This window comes from Clostridium sardiniense (assembly GCF_016907995.1).
In the GTDB taxonomy this organism is placed as follows: Bacteria; Bacillota; Clostridia; order Clostridiales; family Clostridiaceae; genus Clostridium; species Clostridium sardiniense.
Genome location: NZ_JAFBDA010000007.1, coordinates 125,173 through 147,960 on the forward strand (window position 1 = coordinate 125,173; position 22,788 = coordinate 147,960).

A 22,788-nucleotide genomic window follows, 5' to 3' on the forward strand; every position below is an offset into this window, starting at 1 on the left:
TTACCATTTAGTTTATTATGCCCAGATTTCCTCATCAGTTGGAACTTTAGCATCTTCAATAACTCTTCCAATTCTTGATACGTTTATTAAGTGCTTGTAATCAAGGTTTTCTGATATTACATTGTTACCCCAAGTTCCACATCCTAATGTTGTAGTTGGTGCAAATCCATTAGTTAAAGATCCTCCAGCTGTTGTTGATGATGGTGCATTAACAACTAATCTACTTACTGTTAGATTAATTCCTGCCTTATCTATATTCTCTGGATTATTAGAATGAATAGCAGCTGAGTGTCCTTTTCCTTCTAAGTTTAGATTAGTTTGTGCAATCCTTATAGCATCATCAAATGTTTCATATTTAAATGAAGCCATTACAGGACACATTTTTTCCTTACATAAATCATCCTCTGCTCCGATTCCTTCAGCCTTTAATAATATAACCTTAGTTTCTTCTGGAACTTCAACTCCTGCAAGTTCTGCAACCTTTTGTACTGATTGTCCAACAACATCCTTATTTATATGTCCATTAACAAAGATTGTTTTTCTGAATTTATCTACAACTTCTGGATCATCTATATAGTAAGCTCCATTTGAAACTGCAGCTTTTATAACTTCATCATATTTATCAGCAGGTGCTATTATTGTTTGTTCTCCAGAACATATTATACCGTTATCAAATTTTCTTCCAGCTATTATTTTTGCAGTAGCATCTACAAAATCTACATCTCTATCAATAATAACTTGTACATTTCCTGCACCAACTCCATAAGAAGGTTTTCCGCTTGAGTAAGCAGCCTTAACCACTCCCATTCCGCCAGTAGCAAGAACTACATCTACAGCCTTCATAAGTTCATTAGTCTTTTCTATAGATGAATCTCTTATTATTTGAATAGCATTTTCTGGACATTTAACTCCTTGGTCTTTTAGTGACTTCTTTATTAAATCTACTGTATAAGCACTACATTTTTCTGATCTTGGGTGAGGTGCTATTATTATTGCATTTCCACCTTTGATTGCAAACATTGAGTTGCACATTGGAGTAACTATTGGATTAGTAGTTGGTGTTACTGCTGCTACAACTCCTACTGGTTTAGCAACCATAGTAAGAGCTTTCTTTGCATCTCTTTCTATAATACCAACAGTCTTTTTATCTCTTAAATTATTCCATATAGTCTTAGATTTCCCCTTATTTTTAGCTACCTTATCTTCATATACTCCCATTCTTGTTTCTTCAACAGCCATTTTAGCTAATTCTTCAGCATTATCATAAACAGTCTTTCCTATAACTTTAACTATAGCATCTAGCTCCTCTTGAGAATATGTAGCTAATTCAGCTTGCGCAACTCTTGCCTTTTCTACCATTTCTTCGATTAATTTTTTGTTATCCATATTAATTCCTCCTAAAATCCATTTTAATTTATTTTCTTAAGCTTCCATGTACTCTTCAGTTATCTTCATACTACCTGTGTCCATAAATCTAGAATGCCATGACAATGCTTCTTCTAGCATGTGTGGAGTATGCTTTGCACCTCTTTCATTTGCTCTATTATAATAATCTAACAACATAGGTTTATAATCTGGATGGGCACAATTATTAATGATTTCTAATGCTCTCTCCTTTGGACTAAGCCCTCTTAAGTCTGCAATACCTTGTTCAGTTATTAAAACCATTACATCATGCTCTGTATGATCTACATGAGATACCATAGGAACAATTGATGATATAGCTCCTCTTTTTGCTGTTGAAGCTGTTGTGAATATTGTTATATAACTATTTCTAGCAAAATCTCCTGAACCACCTATACCATTCATCATTTTAGAGCCCATTATATGAGTAGAATTCACATTACCATAAATATCTACTTCTAGAGCTGTATTCATAGCAATAACTCCAAGTCTTCTAGCTACCTCTGGATTATTACTAATCTCTTCTGGTCTTAATATTATCTTATCCTTAAAGAAATCTATCTCTTTTAAGAATCTTTCAAATCCTTCTGGTGAAGGGCTAATAGCAGTTGTAGATATAATATTGGCCTTACCGCACCTTAATAAATCTAACATTGAATCTTGTACAACTTCTGTATAGCATGTAAGTCCTTTAAATTCAGATTCACACAATCCATAAAGTACAGCATTTGCAACACTTCCTACTCCTGATTGTAGTGGAAGTAAATTTTCTGGAAGTCTTCCTTCTTTAACTTCTTTTCTAAAAAACTTTAATATATTATCTGATATTTTTCTTGAAACCTCATCTGGTTCAGTAAGAGGTCTTGCCTTATCTTTCATATCAGTTTTTACTATTGCTACTATCTTATCTAACCCACATTCTATGTAAGGTTTACCTACTCTATCTCCTGTTTTATTTATAGGAATAGGTTTTCTATATGGTGGATTTTCATTGATATATATATCTGCCATTCCTTCAAGCTCCATTGGTTTAGCTGTATTAATTTCAACAATTACCTTATCTGCACTTTTAATGAATGCTGGAGTATTTCCAACTGCTGTTGTTGGGATTATATCCCCATCTTCAGTAATTGCTAATGCCTCTACAATAGCTAGGTCTACTTTTGGCAGAACTCCGCAATTTAAATATTGTGTTGAATGGCTTAGATGCATATCTAAATACTCTACATTACCTGCATTAATTTCATTTCTTAATGTAGAATTTGTTTGATATGGCAATCTTTTATTTATTATTCCAGCCTCAGCCCATGCTCCATCAACCTCTGGCCCTAATGATGCACCAGAATATAAGGTTAATTTCATTTTTTCACCTGTTCTCTTTACCTTTTCTGCAAGTGTTAGTGGTACTATCTTTGGATAACCTGATGGTGTAAATCCACTTACTCCTATGACCATTCCATCTTTTATATAATCTGTTGCCTCCTCAGCGGATACAACTTTATTCAATAGTTCTTTGCTTCTGATTCGTTCCATATTAATCATATGTATCCTCACTTTCTCCCATAAGCTTTCTCATAAGATTCTCTATAACTTTTCTCTTTCTAATTCCACTACCATAGTTGATTCAATATTTTCTTCTGACTTTTCTTCTGATTTCTTCGCACTAAAGCTAATATATGAACCAACTATAATAAATCCTATTCCAATTATCATAGTTGGAACAATATCTTCTCCAAGTATAATAACTGCTAATATTGTCGCTAGTGCTGGTTTAATTAAAAAAACCATTGATGCTGTAACAGCTGATGTTAGCTTGATAGCTCCAAGATAGAATATATATCCAAGTGCCTTGATGAAAATTCCCATGTATAATAGCACTAAAATACTTTGGAAATTTATTCCTGATAGTATAGGTCTTCCTGTAGCTATTAATATAGCTAGTAACATTATTGATCCAAAATAGAAGACAAAGCAGTTAAATATGTATCCACCGTATTTTGCTATTTTCATCTTACTTACTACTGCAAATAACGCCCAAGCTATCGCAGCTCCTAAAGAAAGACCTATTCCAATTAAATCTGTTCCTCCTTCAGAATCTTGAATAATTTTGCTTGGATTAAAGATTATAACAACACCTATAATACTTATTATTAAAGATATTAAAGTTTTTTTATTTACCTTCTCTTTTAAAAGGAAGTATGCAAAAGGTACTGTAAATACCGCATTAGCACTAAATATTACTGCACTTGTTGATGCTTGAACGTATTTTCCTGCAAGGGATAATAAACTCATTGATATTGGTATAGATAACGCAGCATTTATTGCAAAATATCCACAGTCCTTACCTTTAATTTTCATATTTTTTTGTTTCAAATCTTTAATAGCTGATGGAGTTAATAATACTGCTGCTATTAAAGATACTATGAAGTTTAATTGAAATATATCAAGGTGGTTTTGCATAAGCATTTTATTGGATATTTCTTGTGTACTATATAACAAAGCAGTCAAAATTATAAATATATATCCTTTTTTCATAAAGTTCTCTCTCCTTTAAACTTAAACTGAATTTATAACACTCAAAAAGTCAAATCAATTATGTCCATTTAAAAGTATACGTTTTCTAACAGCCTTGTTAATGTTTTAACAGTTTTCCGCAAATAAAAAATCATTTAAAATTTTGTATTGAACTTCTTTTCGAAGCTTTCTATTAATTCCGTTCTAAAATCTGGGTGAGCTATATTTATAAGTGCCTTAGCTCTATCCCTTAATGTTTTACCACGAAGTCTTGCTATTCCATATTCAGTAACTATATAATCAACATCATTTCTTGAAGTTGTAACAGTAGCTCCATCATCTAGTCTAGATACTATTCTAGATACTTTACCTCTACCTGCTGTAGATGGCATAGCAATTATAGATTTACCGCCTTTTGCCATCATTGCTCCTCTTACAAAGTCTACTTGACCTCCAACTCCACTTATTTGTTTATCTCCTATGCTTTCTGAACATACTTGTCCCATTAGATCTACTTGAACACAAGAGTTAATTGAAATAATATTATCATTTTTAGCTACAACTACAGGATTATTTACATAGTCTACTGGATACATTTCCACATCTGGATTATTATTTATGTAGTCGTATAATTTTTTAGTACCCATAATAAATGAAACTACAGTTTTTCCAGGATGTAGTGATTTCTTTTTATTTGTTATTACACCTGCTTCTACTAATTCTACTACTCCATCTGAAATCATCTCAGAGTGTATACCAAGATCTTTTTTATCTTTTAAGAATAGTAAAACTGCATCAGGAATAGCTCCAATCCCCAGTTGTAATGTGTCTCCATCATTTATTAATGATGCACAATTTTCACCTATAGCTCTTTCCACATCTCCTATTTTAGGTGGATGAAGCTCAATTAAAGGATATGAAGCCTCTACTATATAATCTAAATCCTTTACATTTATAAGTGTATCTCCACCTGTTCTTGGCATTTGATCGTTAACCTCTGCAATTACTATCTTTGCAGATTCTGCTGCTGGCTTTGTGTAATCTACTGATACTCCAAAACTACAATTACCATTTTCATCTGGTGAACTAACCTGTACTAATGCTACATCTACAGGCAAAAAACCTTCTCTAAACATTTTAGGAACTTCACTAAAGAAGCAAGTTGTAAAATCAGCTCTTCCTGAATTAACAGCCTCTCTAGTACTTCCTCCAACAAATATAGCATTATGTCTGAAATGCTCCTCCATTCCTGGCTGAGCATATTCAGCTCCTCCCATAGCAACCATATGAACTATCTCAACATCCTTATATTGATCTTTATTATCAACCATAGCTCTTAGGAGAATTCCTGGTTCTCCGCAAGCATGACCTGTAACAACTCTGTCTCCAGATTTTATTTTAGAAACTGCTTCCTCTGGTGTTACAATCTTACTCTTATAAGTCTCTCTCCATTCCATTAGTCATCTCTCCCCCTTTGGCTATATACTGAACTAATCTTCTATTCTAGCAATAGCTTTAGCAAGTTTTTTCTTCTTACCTAAGTTGGATTGTCTTGCTATCATTATTCTTTGAGCTTGTGGTGAACCTGCTCCATGCATTGATTCAGTTCTATAACCAACTGCTGCAGTTCCTAATGTAATATTTTCAATTAATCTTAAAATCTTCATTCTATCTATAGTTGGTACTGAGTCTACTCCAACTAAGTATTTTTCAACATAATGTCCGACCTTCTTATTTCTGAAATCTTGTTCTGAAGGCATTGTAACCATTATTCCACCTGCTATATCTTCAGCAAGTCTTGCAATTTCATATGGGAATCTTGTAACATTTTGCTTACATACATTAGCAAGAAGTAAATCTATTAAATAGTTACCTGCTTCAGTCTTATCTCCTTCTGCTGAACAAGCTATTCCACATGCAAATAAAGTTTCATTTAAATGAGTCATTTCTATAAGCTTATCTTTTATATGAGAAGCTTTTGCTGCTCCGTTATAATCAGCAGCTAATGCAGCAGCTCCAATTAAAACATCACCAACTCCAACTTTACATCCACCGTAACTTTGTCTATGGTATCCTGCAAATCTTTCAACTAGCATTCCAGCAAATTCAGTTTCGCCATCTAGGAATATTCTCTCATTTGGAACAAAAACATCATCAAATACTACTAACGCTTCTTGTCCTCCAAAATTATAGTTACCTACATCTATGTCTGCTCCTTCTTCTAACTTTCTTGTATCACATGATTGTCTACCCATTATGATTACTATTCCTTCAGTATCTGTTGGTACTGAGAATGATATAGCATAATCTTTATCCTCTGGTCTCATTGCTATAGTAGGCATTACTAATATTTCATGAGAGTTTGTCATACCAGTTTGGTGAGCTTTTGCTCCTCTAACAACAACACCATCAGGTCTTCTTTCAACAACTCTTAAATATAGATCTGGATCAGATTGCTTACTTGGTGATAAACCTCTATCTCCTTTAGGATCTGTCATTGCTCCATCTACTGTTAAATCGTTTTCTTGAACATATTTAGCAAATTTCTTAAATCTTTCAAAATAATCTGTTTTATAAGCCTTATCTATTTCGAATGTTGTGCTATATTCTGCATTAAAAGCATCCATACCAACACATCTTTGGAAACATGCAGCTGTCTTTTGACCAAGAAGTCTTTGCATCTTTACTTTTTTGATTAAATCCTCTGTATTTTGATGCATATGTGTGAAACGATTTACTTTTTCACCAGTTAAATTTGAAGTAGCTGTCATTAAATTCTCATATTCAGGCATTTGAGCTAAATCATATGTCATTTTAACTGAGTTAAGAGATGGTCGAAGGATTGGATGATCCACAACATTCTCTATTTTTTCTCCAAACATATAGACATTTAAATTAAGTTTTCTTAGACTCTCTACATACTGTTCTCCTGTCATTAAAGCCATTACTAATCATTCCTCCCGTATTTTTTGAATTATCTAAATATTTTTAATTTTTTGTTATGCCTATATATAGAGCAATCTTTATGCCAATATATATAATTTCTTATAAAAATTTCTTAAAACCCACTATATACGTAGAATAGATTGTTTATTTTTTAACTAATTTGAATTTATAAATTTATATGAAAATTTATTTTTTGTTGCAATATATCAACAAATTTAATATTTCCTCAATATTATTCCTCTATAAGTAAGTATATTAGCCTATCAGCATACTTCTGTTGCGTTATTGCAACAAATTGCAATAATGCAACAGAAATGAAATTGTTTAATAATTAACACTACACCACCTAACAAGCTCATTTAATACAAGTGAACCATCCCATGGCAAATCATAAATATTCATTGTACCTACTCTATTTATTCTATCAACACCTTTCTCAGTGCTCATATTAGAAAATTCCATTAGTTTTTCAATATTTTCAAAAGCAACTCCAACACATTGAATTCTAGGTGTTATGAGAGGTACTATGTCCTTTACATTATTTACTTCTTTTAAAAATATAGTTCTGCATCCTACAGGCTCTTCTAATTTTATATCTCTATCAATTAAAATTGTATAATCTAATCCTTTACTACACACTAATGCCTTATCTATACTTAATCCGTATTCACCACGTTTATTTATTATCTTTACAGCTACCCCCTCTAAAATATCAGTTAGATGAGCTCTTTTATTAATTCTTTCAAAGGCTTCTGCTAATCTTCCCCCTACTTCTTCCAAAGAACACAAGCTCTTTTCAAGGAATACTACCTGTGGTGAAGAGCATGCTCTTTGATCAAAAGCTATTATATCTTTTACAAGTCCTTCAAAATACTCATTATTCTTTGATGATTCAATAGCATCTTTATCAAATACGGCAAATGAGTATTTAGGACCAAATACTAAGTCCTTGCAAGTAGTTTTCCTCTGTAGCTTCAGTATTTCTTTAACTGCTCTCTCACCGCCCCAAATAACTCTAGCATCTGATATTAAAGACATTTTATTATTTAAATCCATCCTATCACTATCAAAATATACTAGACATATATTTTTTAAAAGGCTCACGCCAGTATATATTCTCCCATCATACTCAACTTCTATATCCTCTAATAAACTGAATAATCTGATTGCATCCTTAATAACTTCTTTAGGTATCCTCAAAATATTACTGTTTCTGCACAATAATGAATGAAATGACGAATATATAGATAGTGTAGGAACATTCCCTGCTATCCAATGTGAAGTTATGCCTCTCCCTTGAGCCTTCAGGAGCTTTCCACCTTCAACTTGTAAAAACTTATCTAGATATTCTAAATCCCCTAAACTTGTCTTAATTAATCTAATTAAATTATTCTTTTTTAAATATAATGATAGATATGCAACTCCTTCTATATCTGCTAACCCCCTAGAAATTAATAGCTTTTTACTGTACTTATCTAATAATGAAATCATTACTTGAATAGGCATTCCTTGAAGCTCGGATATATTGTGCTTCATTATTTTCTCAATACATGAAAAGTCCTCATATTCTAATCCATTACAATAAAACTTACCATCAATTCCATAGCATCTTATCATATGTCACCAGTCCTCTCAGCAAAAGTATCTCCGCACCCTCTGGTTTCAGTTTTTTCAGCTCTCGCTTTAAATTTAAAGTACTTTCCTTTTCTTCCACATTTACAATTATCTACTCCAAGCAATTCTCCTATATCTTCAGTTAGAATACCTTGTGATGGATAGCTAGAGCCTAAAATACTTATAACTTCTATTAATCCCGACTTACCTACCTCAACCTCGTCTAAGGTAAGGATATCCCTTATGATAACATCTGCAAAATCAGGAACATGCTTATAACCACATTCACAGTCTATAAACACAACTCCAACCTGCTCTACCATTCCATAGAAATCAATTATATTATTTTCTTTAGTATTTAAGTGCTTTGCTAGGACTTTAGAGAATTCCTCTTTATCAACCTTCTTTTTAATTAGCTTTTTCCAACCACCACTATGTAACAATTTAGACTTTGGTAGATTTAGTGATAATCCTATTTTCTCTAGTTCCTGTATAAACTTTGACCATATTATATATGTAAACCCATAAATTAATACTTCCTCTTCACCATAATTATCTGCGAAGTCTTGGACCCTTTTTAAATTTAGCTTTAAGTCATCACCTGACTTATCCATAGCATATACAATTTTACTAGCGAAACTACTAACTCCTCTTATGGCTGCACCTCTAGCTGTAATTGAGTCTCCTCTTTTGTTAGAGTCCTCACTATCTATAACTAGCATAGGCCTTCTTTTTCCACCAAGAAAATTATTTAAGGTGGAAATTAAACCCTGTGTTTGTCTTATTGAAGTTTTTTTATCTATGTATATTTTGCTAGGTATACCGGTAGTAGTGGCACTTGAATTTAGGATTCTGACTACATCATTAAAATTACAAGTATTAAGATCAAAGGACTTAAACATATTAACAGGTATAAAGGGTACTTCTTCTAAAGAATTTACTTTCTCTATATTTAAATTTAATTTGTTATATAAACTATTTATATTTTCATTGTTTCTATTATGCTTAATTTGAGGTTTGATAATTTCTAAAAGTTCTTTTTCCTTATCACTTTGATTTTTACAAAATTGATCCCTAAATATAATCTCATCAATACTCTTGTCATTACCCATTGCTCTCACTCTTTTCTTTTAGCTTTTTAAAAAGAATCTTACCTGAAGAATTCTTTGGTAGTGAATCCATAAATTCTATATATTTAGGTACCTTAAAACTTGATAGATTCTCCTTGCAAAAGTTAATTATATACTTATGATCTATGTTTTTGTCATTTACGACTATAAATGCTTTAATTCCTTCTCCTAGAAAATCATCCTCTACCCCTACCACAGCACATTCTATAACCTGAGGAATTCTAACTATTACATCCTCTATTTCTCTTGGACTTATTCTATTTCCACCACTTTTTATTATATTTTTTTCTCTAGCTACTATATAAATATATCCATCCTCATCAATTTGAGCTAAATCCCCAGTGTAAAGCCATCCATCTCTTATAACCAGTTTAGTTTCTTCAGGATTATTAAAATATCCCTTCATAACGTTTTCACCCTTTGCAATAAGGTGTCCAACTTCATTAACCTTTACACAATCTCCATTCTCATTAACAATCTTAAGTGCTACTCCAGGTATACCTTTACCTATAGACCCAAGCTTTTCCTTTATCTTTTCAGGCGGAAGATATGAAAGTCTTGCAGTCCCTTCTGTTTGACCATACATTATGTATAAGTCTGTATTTGGCAATGTATCTATAAGCTCTTTGATAAAAGAATTTGCAAGCATTCCTCCTGCTTGAGTTATATATCTAAGGCTGTTAAACTTCATATTTTTCATATTAGTCATCCTTAATAAAATCTGATATGTACTTGGTACCCCTGCAATGCTTGTACAACTATATTTATTTATATCTTCTAGAACATCTTGTGAAAACATAAATTTATTATTTATGACTAAGCTTCCACAAACTCTAAAATGTGTGTGAAGAAGGGATGTTCCATAACAATAATAAAATGGTAACACAACCTCTACTCTATCATTTTTAGTAAGTTTTAAATACTCTATTATAGAATTTGTGTTATGAATTAAGTTCTTATGAGTTAACATTACGCCTTTAGGCTTTGATGTAGATCCTGAAGTAAATATCATAACTGCTACATCCTCATCTGAAACTTTTTCTTTTTTTTTATTGCAGTTATCTGATGTACTTATTTGTACATTGTCAGAAAAATCTTCAGTTATAATTAATACACCTTTATCTTCCATGTAATTTATTTTCTTCATATATTTATTTTGTATAAATATAGCTTTAGGCTTTACAGTATCAATAATATAACCTATTTCACTTTCTTTTAAAGTAGGATTTATTGGAACACATACATTTCCATTTTTTATTATTCCAAAATAGGATTCAATAAAAAATCTAGAGTTATCTGAAATTAAAATAACAGTATCACCTTTAACTATATCTATATTTTTTAATAAGGATTGTATCTTTATTACACCATCATATATATCTCTATACCTTATTTTTTCATTGTGAATAACTGCTATCTCATCTAGATTATGTGAATACTCAAAAATATAATCAGTAAAAATCATAACTCTACTTCATACTTTCCTAATATCTTCTTTATGTCTCCAATAGTATACATCCTTGATACATCTATTACTTCAAGGGAAATATCAAATCCCTCTTCTAACTTTAATACTAGCTCAATATGTGCCATAGAATCCCATCCCTCTATTTCATCAGGACCTAACTCATCCTTTAAATCTTCTACATCCTTAATTTCAAAAAGCTCACAAAGTATCTTATTTAATTTGTCTAAATTTTTCATATATAATTCCTCCATTTTGTTTATTAAGTTTATACTTATATTTAAAGCAAGGTTTGTGCCATTATTCTTTTTCTTCCTTATATTTTTTTTCGTATTTTTTTCTTTTTCTTACAAATGTAGATGCATCTATTCCTAAAACTGAAGCTGCACTTCTAACATTTCCGTATTTTTCAAAGGATTTTTTTATAAGCTTGTACTCTAACTGCTCTACCCCTAGCTTTAATGGAATTATCTCCTCATCCTGTGAAATATATTTATCCTTTAAATGTAGCCTATAGTTCTCAGATAAATCATTAATAGATATTTTTTGTTTATCACTCATAATAACTAATCTTTCTACCACATTTTTTAGTTCTCTAACATTTCCAGGCCAACTATATTCATAAAAGCACTTAAGTACCTCTGAGTTAAAATAGCTTTCAAGCCCATATTTCCCATTAAAATGTGATAAAAAATGATTTAATAACGGCATTATATCTTGTTTTCTCTCTCTTAAAGGTGGTATTACTATAGGAACAACATTAAGTCTATAGTATAAGTCTTCTCTAAAAGTCTTATTTGCTACCATTTCTTCTAAGTTTCTATTAGTTGCTGCAACTATCCTAACATCAACCTTTATAGGTTTTATAGCCCCAATTCTTGTAATTTCATTCTTTTGTAATACTCTAAGCAGCTTAACTTGCATATCTAATGGCAATTCACCAATTTCATCTAAAAATAAAGTTCCACCATCTGCCGCTTCAAATAGTCCTATCTTTCCAACTTTATTTGCTCCAGTAAATGAACCTTTTTCATAACCAAATAATTCTGCTTCAATAAGAGATTGAGGTATTGCTCCACAATTTATTTCTAAAAACTGTTCATTTCTTCTATTACTATTTTTATGTACATACTTAGATATCTCTTCTTTTCCAACGCCAGTCTCTCCTAAAACAAGGACAGTGGTATCCACTTTCGCTACTCTATTAGCTAGCTTTAGTGTTTCTAGCATTTTATGGTCTTCAGCAATTATCTCATCAGTATTTAAAACACTCGCCTTCATATGCTCTAGCTTTTGATAATACTTTTCTGTAATCTTCTCACTTATCTCTAACTTTTCTTTAAGTTCTGCCAGAGCAGTAACATCTCTAACATTAGTAACTACTAATGAAATTCCATCTTCTTTATTGAATATAGGCGTACTAGATATCATAACCTTTCTTCCGCTTTTATACTCTTGTTCCATTGTCACACTTTTCTTACTTTCTAACACTAATAAAGTAGCTGATTTTGATATAAAACCCTCAATTTCTAAATCTCTCATATTCTTTCCTATCATATCAGCTCTTTTTAATCCTGTAATATCTTGATATGATTTATTTATTCTTAGGGTATTTGCCTCACCGTCAGTTATATATATCCCATCATAGGATGACTCTATTATTGAATCTAGTTCATCCCATGTAAACTCATATCTCTTACGATTCATGTTTTCGTTTACATGATTCTTCATAATTCCTCGCCCCCGTTAAGTGTCTATCTCTCTTTATAATACTCAAAATTTAGACAATTTAAAAGATATTTCTATTTTTTATAATTATAATTAAATTTATATAAAGATTATCTTTTAAAAATTAACTAAATTTAGTTAATTTAATCTATCTATGTTTGCTAAAAATAAAAAAAAGGAGCTTTGCTCCTTTCTTTATTATAATCCAGACTCTTTAAATTTATGTTCCATAAACATTGTTACTTTATATATATTTTTCTTTACAACTCCAAGAATAAAGAATATTACTCCAAATAAAGAAAGCATCTTTATATCATGAATTGTATTACTCCATATCGGACCTGCGATGGCTTCTCTAAATCCATCAATTGCATAAGTAAATGGCCATAATGGTTCTAGAATTTCAAATATCTTTGGATTTGTTTGTATTGGATATATTCCTCCTGCCCCTGCTATTTGGAATACCATAATTACTACTGCTATTGCCTTACCTATATTACCAAATAATGAAACAAGGGTGAATATTATCATAGTAAATACTATACATGATAAAAGTCCCATTCCAAAGAATAATAAAGTATTTTCGGGTCTTACACCTAAAATCCCAATGTCACCTGCTAATACTATAACAGTTTGAATTATACCTACTGTTAAAAATAATAATAGCTTACCAAAATGCTTTTGCATTACTGATATTTTTTCTCCATCTTCAAAATCTTCACATTCAGTTGTTAGAAGAGCTAACATTAGAAGTATTCCAACCCATATACCAAGTACGGTATAGAATGGTGTAAGTGCAACACCAAATATTCCTGTATCATAAACCTCTACAGTTTTAACTTCTATAGGTGATGACATAAATGATGCCATCTCATCTGGGCTTTTTTCCATCATTTTAATTGCTTCATCTAAACTGCTACTTGTAATATCTTTTGTTTCATTTTGAACTGAATTTAATTTACTCCTGAATTCAGTTAATTTAGAACTTACATTAGATATTTGTGATGATGCTACATCCCCACTTGCTATTCCAAAGTTTGCTAAAGCATTTAATTGTGGAATTACAACCTTGCTTCCCTCTAATACATTGTTAGCATTTGTAGCTCCTTGTGATAGATTACTTCCTATTGCATTTAATGCTGGCAATGTACTATTGTAAAAAGTATTACTTGAAGAAGTTAAATTGCTTGAAAAGCTTGTGCTTAAGTTATCTAATGTTTTAAGAAGCTTATCTGCACCATCTGTAATTTTTCCTGAATCAATAAGTCCCTTTAAACTAGTTAATGTACTCTTATCTTGGGCTATTGTTCCTTGAAGAGCATTTAAAATATCTATTTGCTTTTGTATTTTATCATCTTTAGAAGTTTTATTTATATCTTCTAAAGTCTGTTTATTGGATTCTATAGTTTTATTTAATGTATCAAGAGTTGACTGCATTTGATCTATTGTTTTATCTAGTGCTATAACATCTACAGGGTTATTATTTATATCCCCAAGCTTATTTAAAAGCTCATTATATTTATCATTTATCATTTGTATTTGAAGCAAATCATTTTTCATTCCATTACTTAAATTCTGAGTACTTAACTGTGTATTTGTTATTAACTCCTTACTTCCTTGTACCATACCTTGAAGAGAATTTATTGAATTAGTAACAGTTGGTAATTGATTCTTTGCTTCACCTAAATATTTTTGAATATCACTTATATCTCCTGTTGAAGTATTTAATTGATTTGATATTTTATCTAGGTTATTTTGTGCCTGATCTAAAGAGGTTTTAAGTTGCAATATTTGTGGCTTATTCTTTTTAATTTCGTCTCCAAATTTATTTAAATACTTAAAAGCTTCTTTATTTACAGTATCTATAAAATTACTTTTTATCTCTTGTGTTAAGTGGCTTTTAGCTACAGATGTTATTTTAGTTGCTATAGCATTTACTTTTTCATTTGCTTTATATATTATATCTGGTTTTTTAGGGTCTTTAGTTGATAAACTAACTAAATCGCTAGAAAAATTTTGAGGTATCTCTATTAACGCATAATAGTTTCCTTCATTTAATCCATAATTTCCTTGCCAATCCCCAACAAACTGCCATCCTATATCTTTATTTTTCTTTAATTGATCAACAATTTTATTCCCCACATTGACACTTTCACCATTTATAGTTGCTCCTGTATCTTCATTTACTACTGCAACAGGTATTGATCCTGTATTTACGTAAGGGTTCCAGCATGCCTTTATATTTACCCATGCATAAAGTGAAGGAATAAAGGATAGACCAGTTATAATAATTATAGCTGCTGGATTTTTAATGATATTTTTTATATCTCTCTTAAAAACCTTGAATATTTTTTTCATGTTTTCCTCCTAAAGAATAATCCTTCTATTCCGCTATTCCTGATTCTTCAAATTTATCTTCAAATTTCTTTACTTGTTTACATACCTTTTCCTTAAATAATATACCTATAATTAATGCTATTGCTGCAAATACAATTAACATTACAATATCAAGTACTACGCTACTTATAAGAGGTCCAGCTATAGCTTCTCTAAAACCTCCAAGTCCATAAGTAAATGGGAAAAATGGTTGCAATACTCTAAAGAATTTTGGATCAACTTCAATTGGATAAGTTCCTCCTGAACCCGCAATTTGAATTACCATAAGTATTATTGCAATTGCTTTACCTATATTTCCAAATAGTGATACTAATGTATAGATAATTGTACAGAATGATAAGGAACAAAGGACACCAAATAGTATAAATAACGGTGTATTTACAGTTTGAACTCCTAATAAATACTTATCACCTAATGCAATAATAAATCCTTGTATTGATCCAAGTAATGCAAATGTAATAAATTTTCCTAAATATTTTTGTCTTATAGTAAGATTTTCGCTTCCTTCAAATTCAGTTACAGCTGTTGAAAGAAGTGATGTTAATACAAGGCCTCCAACCCATGTTGCAAGTACAGAGTATATTGGCGCCATACCTGAGCCATAGTTTGCAACCTTATATATTGATTCGTCTTTAATATTAAATGGGTTTGATATATACTCACCCATAACTTCTGGCTTACTTTGGAGTATTGATACAATAGCAGCTAGATTATCATTGCTAACTTCTCCAAGCTTTTTGCTTAGCTCACCTATTCCACCTTTAAAATACTCTAGTTTTTCTTTTAAATCATTTGCTGTATCTGATGTTAAGCTTGTACCTTGTAGTGCTGATCCTATAAGTTTATCTATATTTGTTACCATTCCCTTTGAACTACCAAGTAGCTTATTTGCTTCTTCTGTTGCTTTAATATAATTATCACAAATTCCTGTAAGTGCCTTTTTAGTATTTGTATTATACTCATTTATAACTGAATTTGTTTTGTTGTTCATTGAAGAATTTAAAGAATCTAATTGACTTAATATATCACTATTTAACTTTCCTGTTGATTGAAGAGATTTATCTAAATCATCTAGCTTATCATTTTCATTATTTAATGATGCCTTTAAATTGTTCAATGAAGAAATCATATCAGAAATTTTACTATTACTTGCTTTCTTATTTAATTCAGTTAAGAATTTTACGATATTATCAATACTACCATTCATGTAGCTAATTTCTTGCTTCATTATTGATATTGTTGTACTTACTCCTTCAGAAGTTCCAGATGATAATGCTTTATTTAAACTTTCCAATAAAACACTCATTTTATTTCCTGAGGAATGTATTTGATTTAAGTTAATATCTAAGCTATTAAAAGAATTATTCATTGTATTTTTTGTATAAGTAGTTAATTCCTTTGACTCTTTAGTACTATCTTGAATTGTATTAATTCCACTTGTTATTTGTGGAAGAGTATCTTTTATACTGTTTAGATAAGTATTTAAGTTTTTAGCATTATTACTTGTATCTCCTAATGCACCTAAAATAAGATTAATATTCTTATTTATATTAATTACAGCATTTTTAAGCTGAATTATTTCATCCTTATTCTTTTCAAGCTTATCTCCAACTTGATTAAGTGAAGAAAATACAGTCTTATTTACAGTTGATACAAAATTAGATTTAATCTCATTAACTAGCTGTCCTTCTGCAACTTCTGTAATCTTACCTGCAACTGGATTCGCCTTTGTATCAACCTTATATGTAATTTCTGGCTTCTTAGGGCTATCTGTTGTAAGACTTGTAAGATCCTTTGAGAAATTCTCTGGAATTTCTATAATAGCATAGTATGTACCATCTATAATACCTATATTAGCTTGCTTAGAATTAACAAATTTCCATCCTATTGATTTATTACTTTTAAGTTCAGAAACTACTTCATCCCCCATGTTCATTTCCTTAGAACCTATTGTTGTCCCTTTATCGTTATTGACCACAGCTATTGGAACTGTACTTGTATTTTCGTAAGGATTCCAACAAGCTTCTATATTTACCCATGCATAAAGTGAAGGGATAACACATACTCCAGCTATTATTAACATTGCAACTGGATTTTTAATAATTGCTCTCATATCTCTCTTAAATACAGAAAGAATATTTTTCATAATTCACCTCCAAATATTTTCACAATATTAATTTTATCAACTTTAAATGTATTATTATAAAATTTTCTGTTAAGTTTCTATGTCTTATTTTCTACCACATGTCGTTATGCTGCATAAAATCTCAATATCTATATATAACTATTAATGAAATGTTTATATTTATTTAACTTATTTATAGCTTTAATGTGATAAAGTTAAATATTATATAAAACAACATTGACATTTAGGAGGAACATAATGAGCGAAAATCATCATAAAAAACTGACACTTATATCACTGATACTAATGATATTCACCTCTGTATTTGGATTTACAAATATAGCTAGAGCCTACTTACTTATGGGTTATGGTGCAATTCCATGGTACATATTATCAGCAATTACATTCTTTATTCCATATTCATTCATGATGGCTGAATACGGTGCTGCTTTTAAAAATGAAAAAGGTGGGATTTATTCATGGATGGACAAATCTGTAGGATCTAAGTATGCATTTGTTGTAACATTTATGTGGTATACTTCATACATAATTTGGATGGTATCTACATCATCATCAATATGGGTTCCACTTTCTAATATGATATTTGGAGAAGATAAAACTTCTACTTGGTCTTTATTTGGATTAAGTGCTCCACATACTATGGCAGTTCTTGCAATAATATTATTTGTTATAATCACATTTACTGCTTCAAAAGGATTAAATGGAATTAAAAAAGTTACATCTATTGGTGGTACATTTATAGCACTTTCAAATATAATTTTATTAATTGGTGCAATTATAGTACTTGTAGCAAATGATTTTAAATTAGCACAACCAATTGCAGCATCCTCCTTCGTTTCTTCGCCAAATCCGGCCTATCAATCACCTATTGGTATTTTAGGCTTTATGGTATTTGCAATCTTTGCATATGGTGGACTTGAAGCTATTGGTGGATTAGTTGACCAAACTGAACATCCAGAAAAAACTTTCCCTAAGGGAGTTAAAATAGCTGCTATAGTTATTGCAATTGGATACTCACTTGGAATATTATGTGTTGGTTTCTTTACAAACTGGTCTATTACGCTAGATAAAACTACAGTTAATATGGCTAATGCAGGTTACGTTGTTATGAATAACTTAGGCTATACTTTAGGTCTTGCATTAAATCTTGGTGCATCTGGTGCAGCAGCTTTAGGCGCATTCTTCTCAAGATTTATTGGACTATCAATGTTCTTAGCATTAATGGGTGCATTCTTTACATTAACATACTCTCCAATAAAACAACTTATCGAGGGTACACCTAAAGCAATATGGCCAAAATCATGGGTTAAACTTGATAAAAACAATATGCCAAAGAATGCAATGTGGGTTCAATGCATTGTAGTTGTAGCTATTATTTTAATCTCATCATTCGGTGGAGATACAGCTTCAACATTCTTAAATTATTTAATACTAATGAGTAATGTTGCTATGACAATTCCTTATGCATTTATTGCTTTTGCATTTATTTCATTTAAGAAAAAGGAAAATATACATAAGCCATTTGTTATGTATAAGAGCCATACAGCAACAACAATTTGGACAATTATAGTTATAATAACTATTGCCTTTGCAAATATATTTACTATAATAAAACCGATATTAGACTCTGGTGACTATGTTGCAACAATATTCCAAATTGCAGGACCAGTAGTATTTGGTGCTATTGCATTAATACTTTATGATAGATACGAAAAGAAACTAAAATTTAATAAGTAATTTTAATATCTTATTAAAAAATAAATATAAAAGAAGGCATATAATTACTTAAAATTATATGCCTTCTTATTACATTAACTATATTTATTCTTACTATTTACATTAGCTATTTTTTATATTAACTCTGCTTTATCATTAACTTTAATAGTTCCACCTTTTAGAACTTTACTAAATACGCCATGTATAGGCATTATACACTTTCCTACTCTATGGAATATTTCACATTCATTATGGCACTTCTTCCCTATTTGAGTTATTTCTAGGATAGCCTCTCCTATTTGAATCTTTTGACCCACTGGAAGTTCATCAACTTCTATTCCATCTATTACGATGTTTTCTCCAAAATCTCCAAACTTAACATTACCGCCTTGTGCGTTGAAGTCTTCGATCTTTTTAAGCTCTAATAAGCTTACTTGTCTATGCCACTTTCCTGCATGAGCATCATCTTTTACTCCAAAATCTTCAATTAAAAGCGCCTCTTCTACTTTATATTTCGCAGTTCCTTTTTTAGGACTTGTGCAAATTGCTGCTATCTTTGCCATAGCTATCCTCCTATTTCATTCATAAACTTTTCTTCTTTATTGTTATCCTGAACCTTAAATAAATACTTTTCTGGCTTATTATATATGCCATCTTTAATTGTAGCTTTTAACTCATCATCACTAACTCCATTTTCTAAAAGAGCTTTAAGATTGATTCCACTTTTCCAATTTAGGCATTGCTTAAGCATTCCATCTGTTGTAATTCTTATTCTATTACAATCACTGCAAAAACAATTACTCATAGCACTTATGAATCCAACTCTACCTATTGCATTTTCGAGCTTTATATACTCAGCCGGTCCATCGTGCATATTTCTCTTTTCTTCTTTGAATTTAAGCTCTTTATCCTTTAAAAATTTAATTAATTCTTCGTTTGATAATCCAGTATACTTTTTACCTTCACCTATTGGCATAAGTTCTATAAATCTAACATCCATATTCTTATTTAATGTTAAGTTTACTAAATCAATTATTTCATCATCATTAATGCCCTTAATTATAACTACATTTAGCTTAACCTTAATTCCTCTATCTAAACATTTATCAATAGCTGATACAACCTTATCTAAGCTTCCGCCTCTTGTTATTTTAGAGTATTTAACTTTATCTAATGTATCTAAACTTATATTTACCTTCTTTAGTCCATTATCAATTAGCTCATTTGCTTTATCATCTAATAATATTCCGTTTGTTGTAATTGCAATTTCTTCTATTCCATCTATAGAATTTATCCTTTTTATTAAGTCAACTATCCCAGGACATACAAGAGGTTCTCCCCCTGTAAGTCTTATCTTTCTAATACCAAGCTTTGATGCTTCCCTTGCAATTCTATAAATTTCTTCATTAGAAAGTCTCTTCTCTTCTTTGCAGAATACACTTCCTTTCTCTGGCATGCAATATACACATCTTAAATTACATTTATCAGTAATAGAAATTCTAAGATAGTCTACATTTCTTCCATATCTATCTTGTATTGTCCTCACCTCAAAACACTAATAATTAAATTCTCCACTCTTTCCACCAGTTTTTTTAACTAAGTGTATTCCGCCTATTTCCATTCTCTTATCTACAGCTTTACACATATCATAGATAGTTAATGCTGCAACAGAAACTCCTGTTAAAGCTTCCATTTCAACACCTGTCTTTTCAAAGATTTTCACTTTAGAATTAATTATAATCTCTGAATTATCTTCATCTATTTCAAAGTCTATACTACATCCATTTATCATAAGTGGGTGACACATAGGAATTAAATCTGATGCTTTTTTAATTGCCATAATGCCTGCAACTCTTGCCACTCCAAGAACATCACCTTTTCCTATCTCTCCATTTTTTATAAGGTCAATAGTCTCTTTACTTGTTTTAACTTTTCCTGTTGCAATTGCAACTCTCTCAGTTTTATTCTTTTCAGTTACATCTACCATAACTGCATTTCCTTCATTATCAAAATGTGTAAATCTATCTTTCATAAAATTATTCTCCTTTTCCGAAGGAACAATGTGGAAAGGTGCAAACTTCACAGCTTAAGCATAATCCTCCATGTCCATATAACGCAATATCTCTAAAACTTAATCTTTCATCACTTAATATTCTAGGTAACACTAAATCAAAGACAGTTCTCTTAGAATACATTACACATCCTGGTAGACCTAATATCGGAATATCTCTACTATATGCTAATAATAGCATTGCTCCTGGAAGTACTGGTGCCCCATATGTTATAACTTCTGCTCCGCACTCTTTTATTGCAGTTGGAGTTACATCATCAGGGTCTACAGACATACCACCTGTACATACTATCATTTCTGCACCTGAATCTATAGCCTTCTTAATTTCTAAAGCTATTCCTTCTTTATCATCTGGAAGTATAACCTGATTTTCTAAAGTACATCCGAAATACTCTATCTTTTTCTTTACAGCAGGTCCAAATGCGTCCTTTATTCTTCCATGATATACTTCACTTCCTGTAGTTATCATGTGTACCTTTTTAGGTTTAATATCTATAACTTTAATTATCTTTTCTTTTATTAATTTCTCTGCTTCTATTATCTTTTCTTCATCAATTACTAAAGGAATTACTCTTGTTGCACCAACAAGCTCACCTTTCTTTACAGGAGTATTATTTTGTATAGTTGAAACTATTATATCTCCTAGCATATTTATTTCTAGTAACTTTTCTTTATCTATTTTTAAAAGACCATCTTTTGAAGCTATAAAGTTAATCTTACCTTCTTTTATTTCTCCAAACTCTAATCCTTCTCCACAAACTAAATCTTTTAATCTTATAGCTGCATCATTTTCATGAAGAACACCCTCTTTATTTTCCCAGACATAAATATGTTCTTTTCCTATTGATAATAATTCATTTATATCTTCTTCTTTTATTATATGACCTTTTTTAAAGGCTCTTCCTTTAAACTCTCCTGGTACTATCTTTGTAATATCATGACATAATACCATTCCTACAGCATCTTGTACTCTAACACTCTTCATATTTGTTCTCTCCTTAAGATATTCTTTTAAGTATTCTGTTGTATGACATTGTTAAAATCACAGAAATAATAACAATTATAATAAGTATTGTCTTTGCAGTTGTTTCATCATTATTTTCTATAGCATAATACATAGCCATCGGAACTGTCTGAGTTTCTCCTGGAATATTTCCTGCAACTAATATAGTAGCACCAAATTCTCCAAAAACTCTTGCAATACTTAATATTAGCCCTGTAAGAATACCCTTTTTACATAATGGTAAACTAATCTTTTTAAATACTTGAATATTACTTGCTCCCATTTCTCTTGCTGCATTTTTTATATCCTCATTCACTCCTAAAAGTGGTGCTTTAATACTCTGATACATTACAGGAAGAGAAACAATAACACCTGCAACTACTGCTGCAAACCATGTAAATATTATTGTTAAATCAAAATTGTTAGAAAGAAATTCTCCAATAAATCCTCTTTTTCCTAAAATTATTAATATTAAATATCCTACAGCTGAAGGTGGAAGAAACATTGGAAAAATCATTATAGTCTCTATAAAACTCTTCCCCTTGATTCCTCTTTCAACTAAGAAATATGATCCAATTATTGATAATACTAAGGTTATAACTACTGAAACTATTACTACCTTAAATGATATGACAAATGCACTTAACATCATTT

The 22,788-nt window shown here is 30.7% G+C and carries 18 protein-coding genes; 1 reads left to right on the plus strand and 17 read right to left on the minus strand.

The window, feature by feature from the left end:
* Positions 1-15: 15 nt before the first annotated feature.
* The 12 genes from JOC62_RS08015 to JOC62_RS08070 form a co-directional block, all read right to left on the minus strand.
* On the minus strand, positions 16-1,386 hold the full coding sequence (locus tag JOC62_RS08015) for an aldehyde dehydrogenase family protein (RefSeq protein WP_204594736.1): 1,371 nt from the start codon (positions 1,384-1,386) through the stop codon (positions 16-18).
* Between the two features lie 36 nt (positions 1,387-1,422).
* Positions 1,423-2,946, minus strand: coding sequence for an acetyl-CoA hydrolase/transferase family protein (locus JOC62_RS08020; protein WP_243425036.1), 1,524 nt, complete (start codon positions 2,944-2,946; stop codon positions 1,423-1,425).
* Between the two features lie 42 nt (positions 2,947-2,988).
* Complete coding sequence (locus JOC62_RS08025) at positions 2,989-3,939, minus strand: DMT family transporter (protein ID WP_204594737.1); 951 nt, start codon at positions 3,937-3,939, stop codon at positions 2,989-2,991.
* A gap of 134 nt (positions 3,940-4,073) precedes the next feature.
* A complete protein-coding gene (locus JOC62_RS08030) occupies positions 4,074-5,375 on the minus strand; it encodes an acetyl-CoA hydrolase/transferase family protein (protein WP_204594738.1) in 1,302 nt (433 codons plus the stop codon).
* A gap of 33 nt (positions 5,376-5,408) precedes the next feature.
* Positions 5,409-6,863: a 4-hydroxyphenylacetate 3-hydroxylase family protein gene (locus JOC62_RS08035; protein ID WP_204594739.1), complete on the minus strand. Its 1,455-nt coding sequence runs from the start codon at positions 6,861-6,863 to the stop codon at positions 5,409-5,411.
* A 325-nt stretch (positions 6,864-7,188) separates the two neighbouring features.
* Entirely contained in the window at positions 7,189-8,481 is a 1,293-nt protein-coding gene (locus JOC62_RS08040; protein WP_204594740.1) for an acyl-CoA reductase, read from the minus strand.
* Complete coding sequence (locus JOC62_RS08045) at positions 8,478-9,590, minus strand: LuxE/PaaK family acyltransferase (RefSeq protein WP_204594741.1); 1,113 nt, start codon at positions 9,588-9,590, stop codon at positions 8,478-8,480. The genes JOC62_RS08040 and JOC62_RS08045 overlap by 4 nt, the downstream gene beginning before the upstream one ends.
* Complete coding sequence (locus JOC62_RS08050) at positions 9,583-11,073, minus strand: AMP-binding protein (RefSeq protein WP_204594742.1); 1,491 nt, start codon at positions 11,071-11,073, stop codon at positions 9,583-9,585. The genes JOC62_RS08045 and JOC62_RS08050 overlap by 8 nt, the downstream gene beginning before the upstream one ends.
* A complete protein-coding gene (locus JOC62_RS08055) occupies positions 11,070-11,312 on the minus strand; it encodes an acyl carrier protein (protein ID WP_204594743.1) in 243 nt (80 codons plus the stop codon). Before JOC62_RS08055 ends, JOC62_RS08050 begins: the two co-directional genes overlap by 4 nt.
* Before the next feature lie 61 nt (positions 11,313-11,373).
* Positions 11,374-12,804: a sigma-54 interaction domain-containing protein gene (locus tag JOC62_RS08060; protein ID WP_204594744.1), complete on the minus strand. Its 1,431-nt coding sequence runs from the start codon at positions 12,802-12,804 to the stop codon at positions 11,374-11,376.
* 195 nt (positions 12,805-12,999) lie between these two features.
* Positions 13,000-15,159 (minus strand): YhgE/Pip domain-containing protein, encoded by a 2,160-nt coding sequence (locus tag JOC62_RS08065; RefSeq protein ID WP_204594745.1) that lies wholly within the window; start codon positions 15,157-15,159, stop codon positions 13,000-13,002.
* Positions 15,160-15,184: 25 nt separating this feature from the next.
* Complete coding sequence (locus tag JOC62_RS08070) at positions 15,185-17,344, minus strand: YhgE/Pip domain-containing protein (RefSeq protein ID WP_204594746.1); 2,160 nt, start codon at positions 17,342-17,344, stop codon at positions 15,185-15,187.
* Positions 17,345-17,581: 237 nt separating this feature from the next.
* On the opposite strand from JOC62_RS08070, the gene yjeM reads away from it, so the two are divergent.
* Positions 17,582-19,081: a glutamate/gamma-aminobutyrate family transporter YjeM gene (gene yjeM / locus JOC62_RS08075; protein WP_204594747.1), complete on the plus strand. Its 1,500-nt coding sequence runs from the start codon at positions 17,582-17,584 to the stop codon at positions 19,079-19,081.
* A 113-nt stretch (positions 19,082-19,194) separates the two neighbouring features.
* Here the strand turns inward: yjeM and JOC62_RS08080 are convergent, their stop codons facing one another.
* The 5 genes from JOC62_RS08080 to modB are packed head-to-tail and all read right to left on the minus strand — an operon-like array spanning position 19,195 to position 22,786.
* On the minus strand, positions 19,195-19,623 hold the full coding sequence (locus tag JOC62_RS08080) for an MOSC domain-containing protein (protein ID WP_204594748.1): 429 nt from the start codon (positions 19,621-19,623) through the stop codon (positions 19,195-19,197).
* A gap of 2 nt (positions 19,624-19,625) precedes the next feature.
* Positions 19,626-20,606 (minus strand): GTP 3',8-cyclase MoaA, encoded by a 981-nt coding sequence (gene moaA / locus JOC62_RS08085; protein WP_423882976.1) that lies wholly within the window; start codon positions 20,604-20,606, stop codon positions 19,626-19,628.
* A 9-nt stretch (positions 20,607-20,615) separates the two neighbouring features.
* Positions 20,616-21,092 (minus strand): cyclic pyranopterin monophosphate synthase MoaC, encoded by a 477-nt coding sequence (moaC, locus tag JOC62_RS08090; protein ID WP_204594749.1) that lies wholly within the window; start codon positions 21,090-21,092, stop codon positions 20,616-20,618.
* A gap of 4 nt (positions 21,093-21,096) precedes the next feature.
* Positions 21,097-22,116 (minus strand): molybdopterin-binding protein, encoded by a 1,020-nt coding sequence (locus tag JOC62_RS08095; RefSeq protein WP_204594750.1) that lies wholly within the window; start codon positions 22,114-22,116, stop codon positions 21,097-21,099.
* Positions 22,117-22,129: 13 nt separating this feature from the next.
* Positions 22,130-22,786: a molybdate ABC transporter permease subunit gene (modB, locus tag JOC62_RS08100; protein ID WP_204594751.1), complete on the minus strand. Its 657-nt coding sequence runs from the start codon at positions 22,784-22,786 to the stop codon at positions 22,130-22,132.
* Between the last annotated feature and the right edge of the window lie 2 nt (positions 22,787-22,788).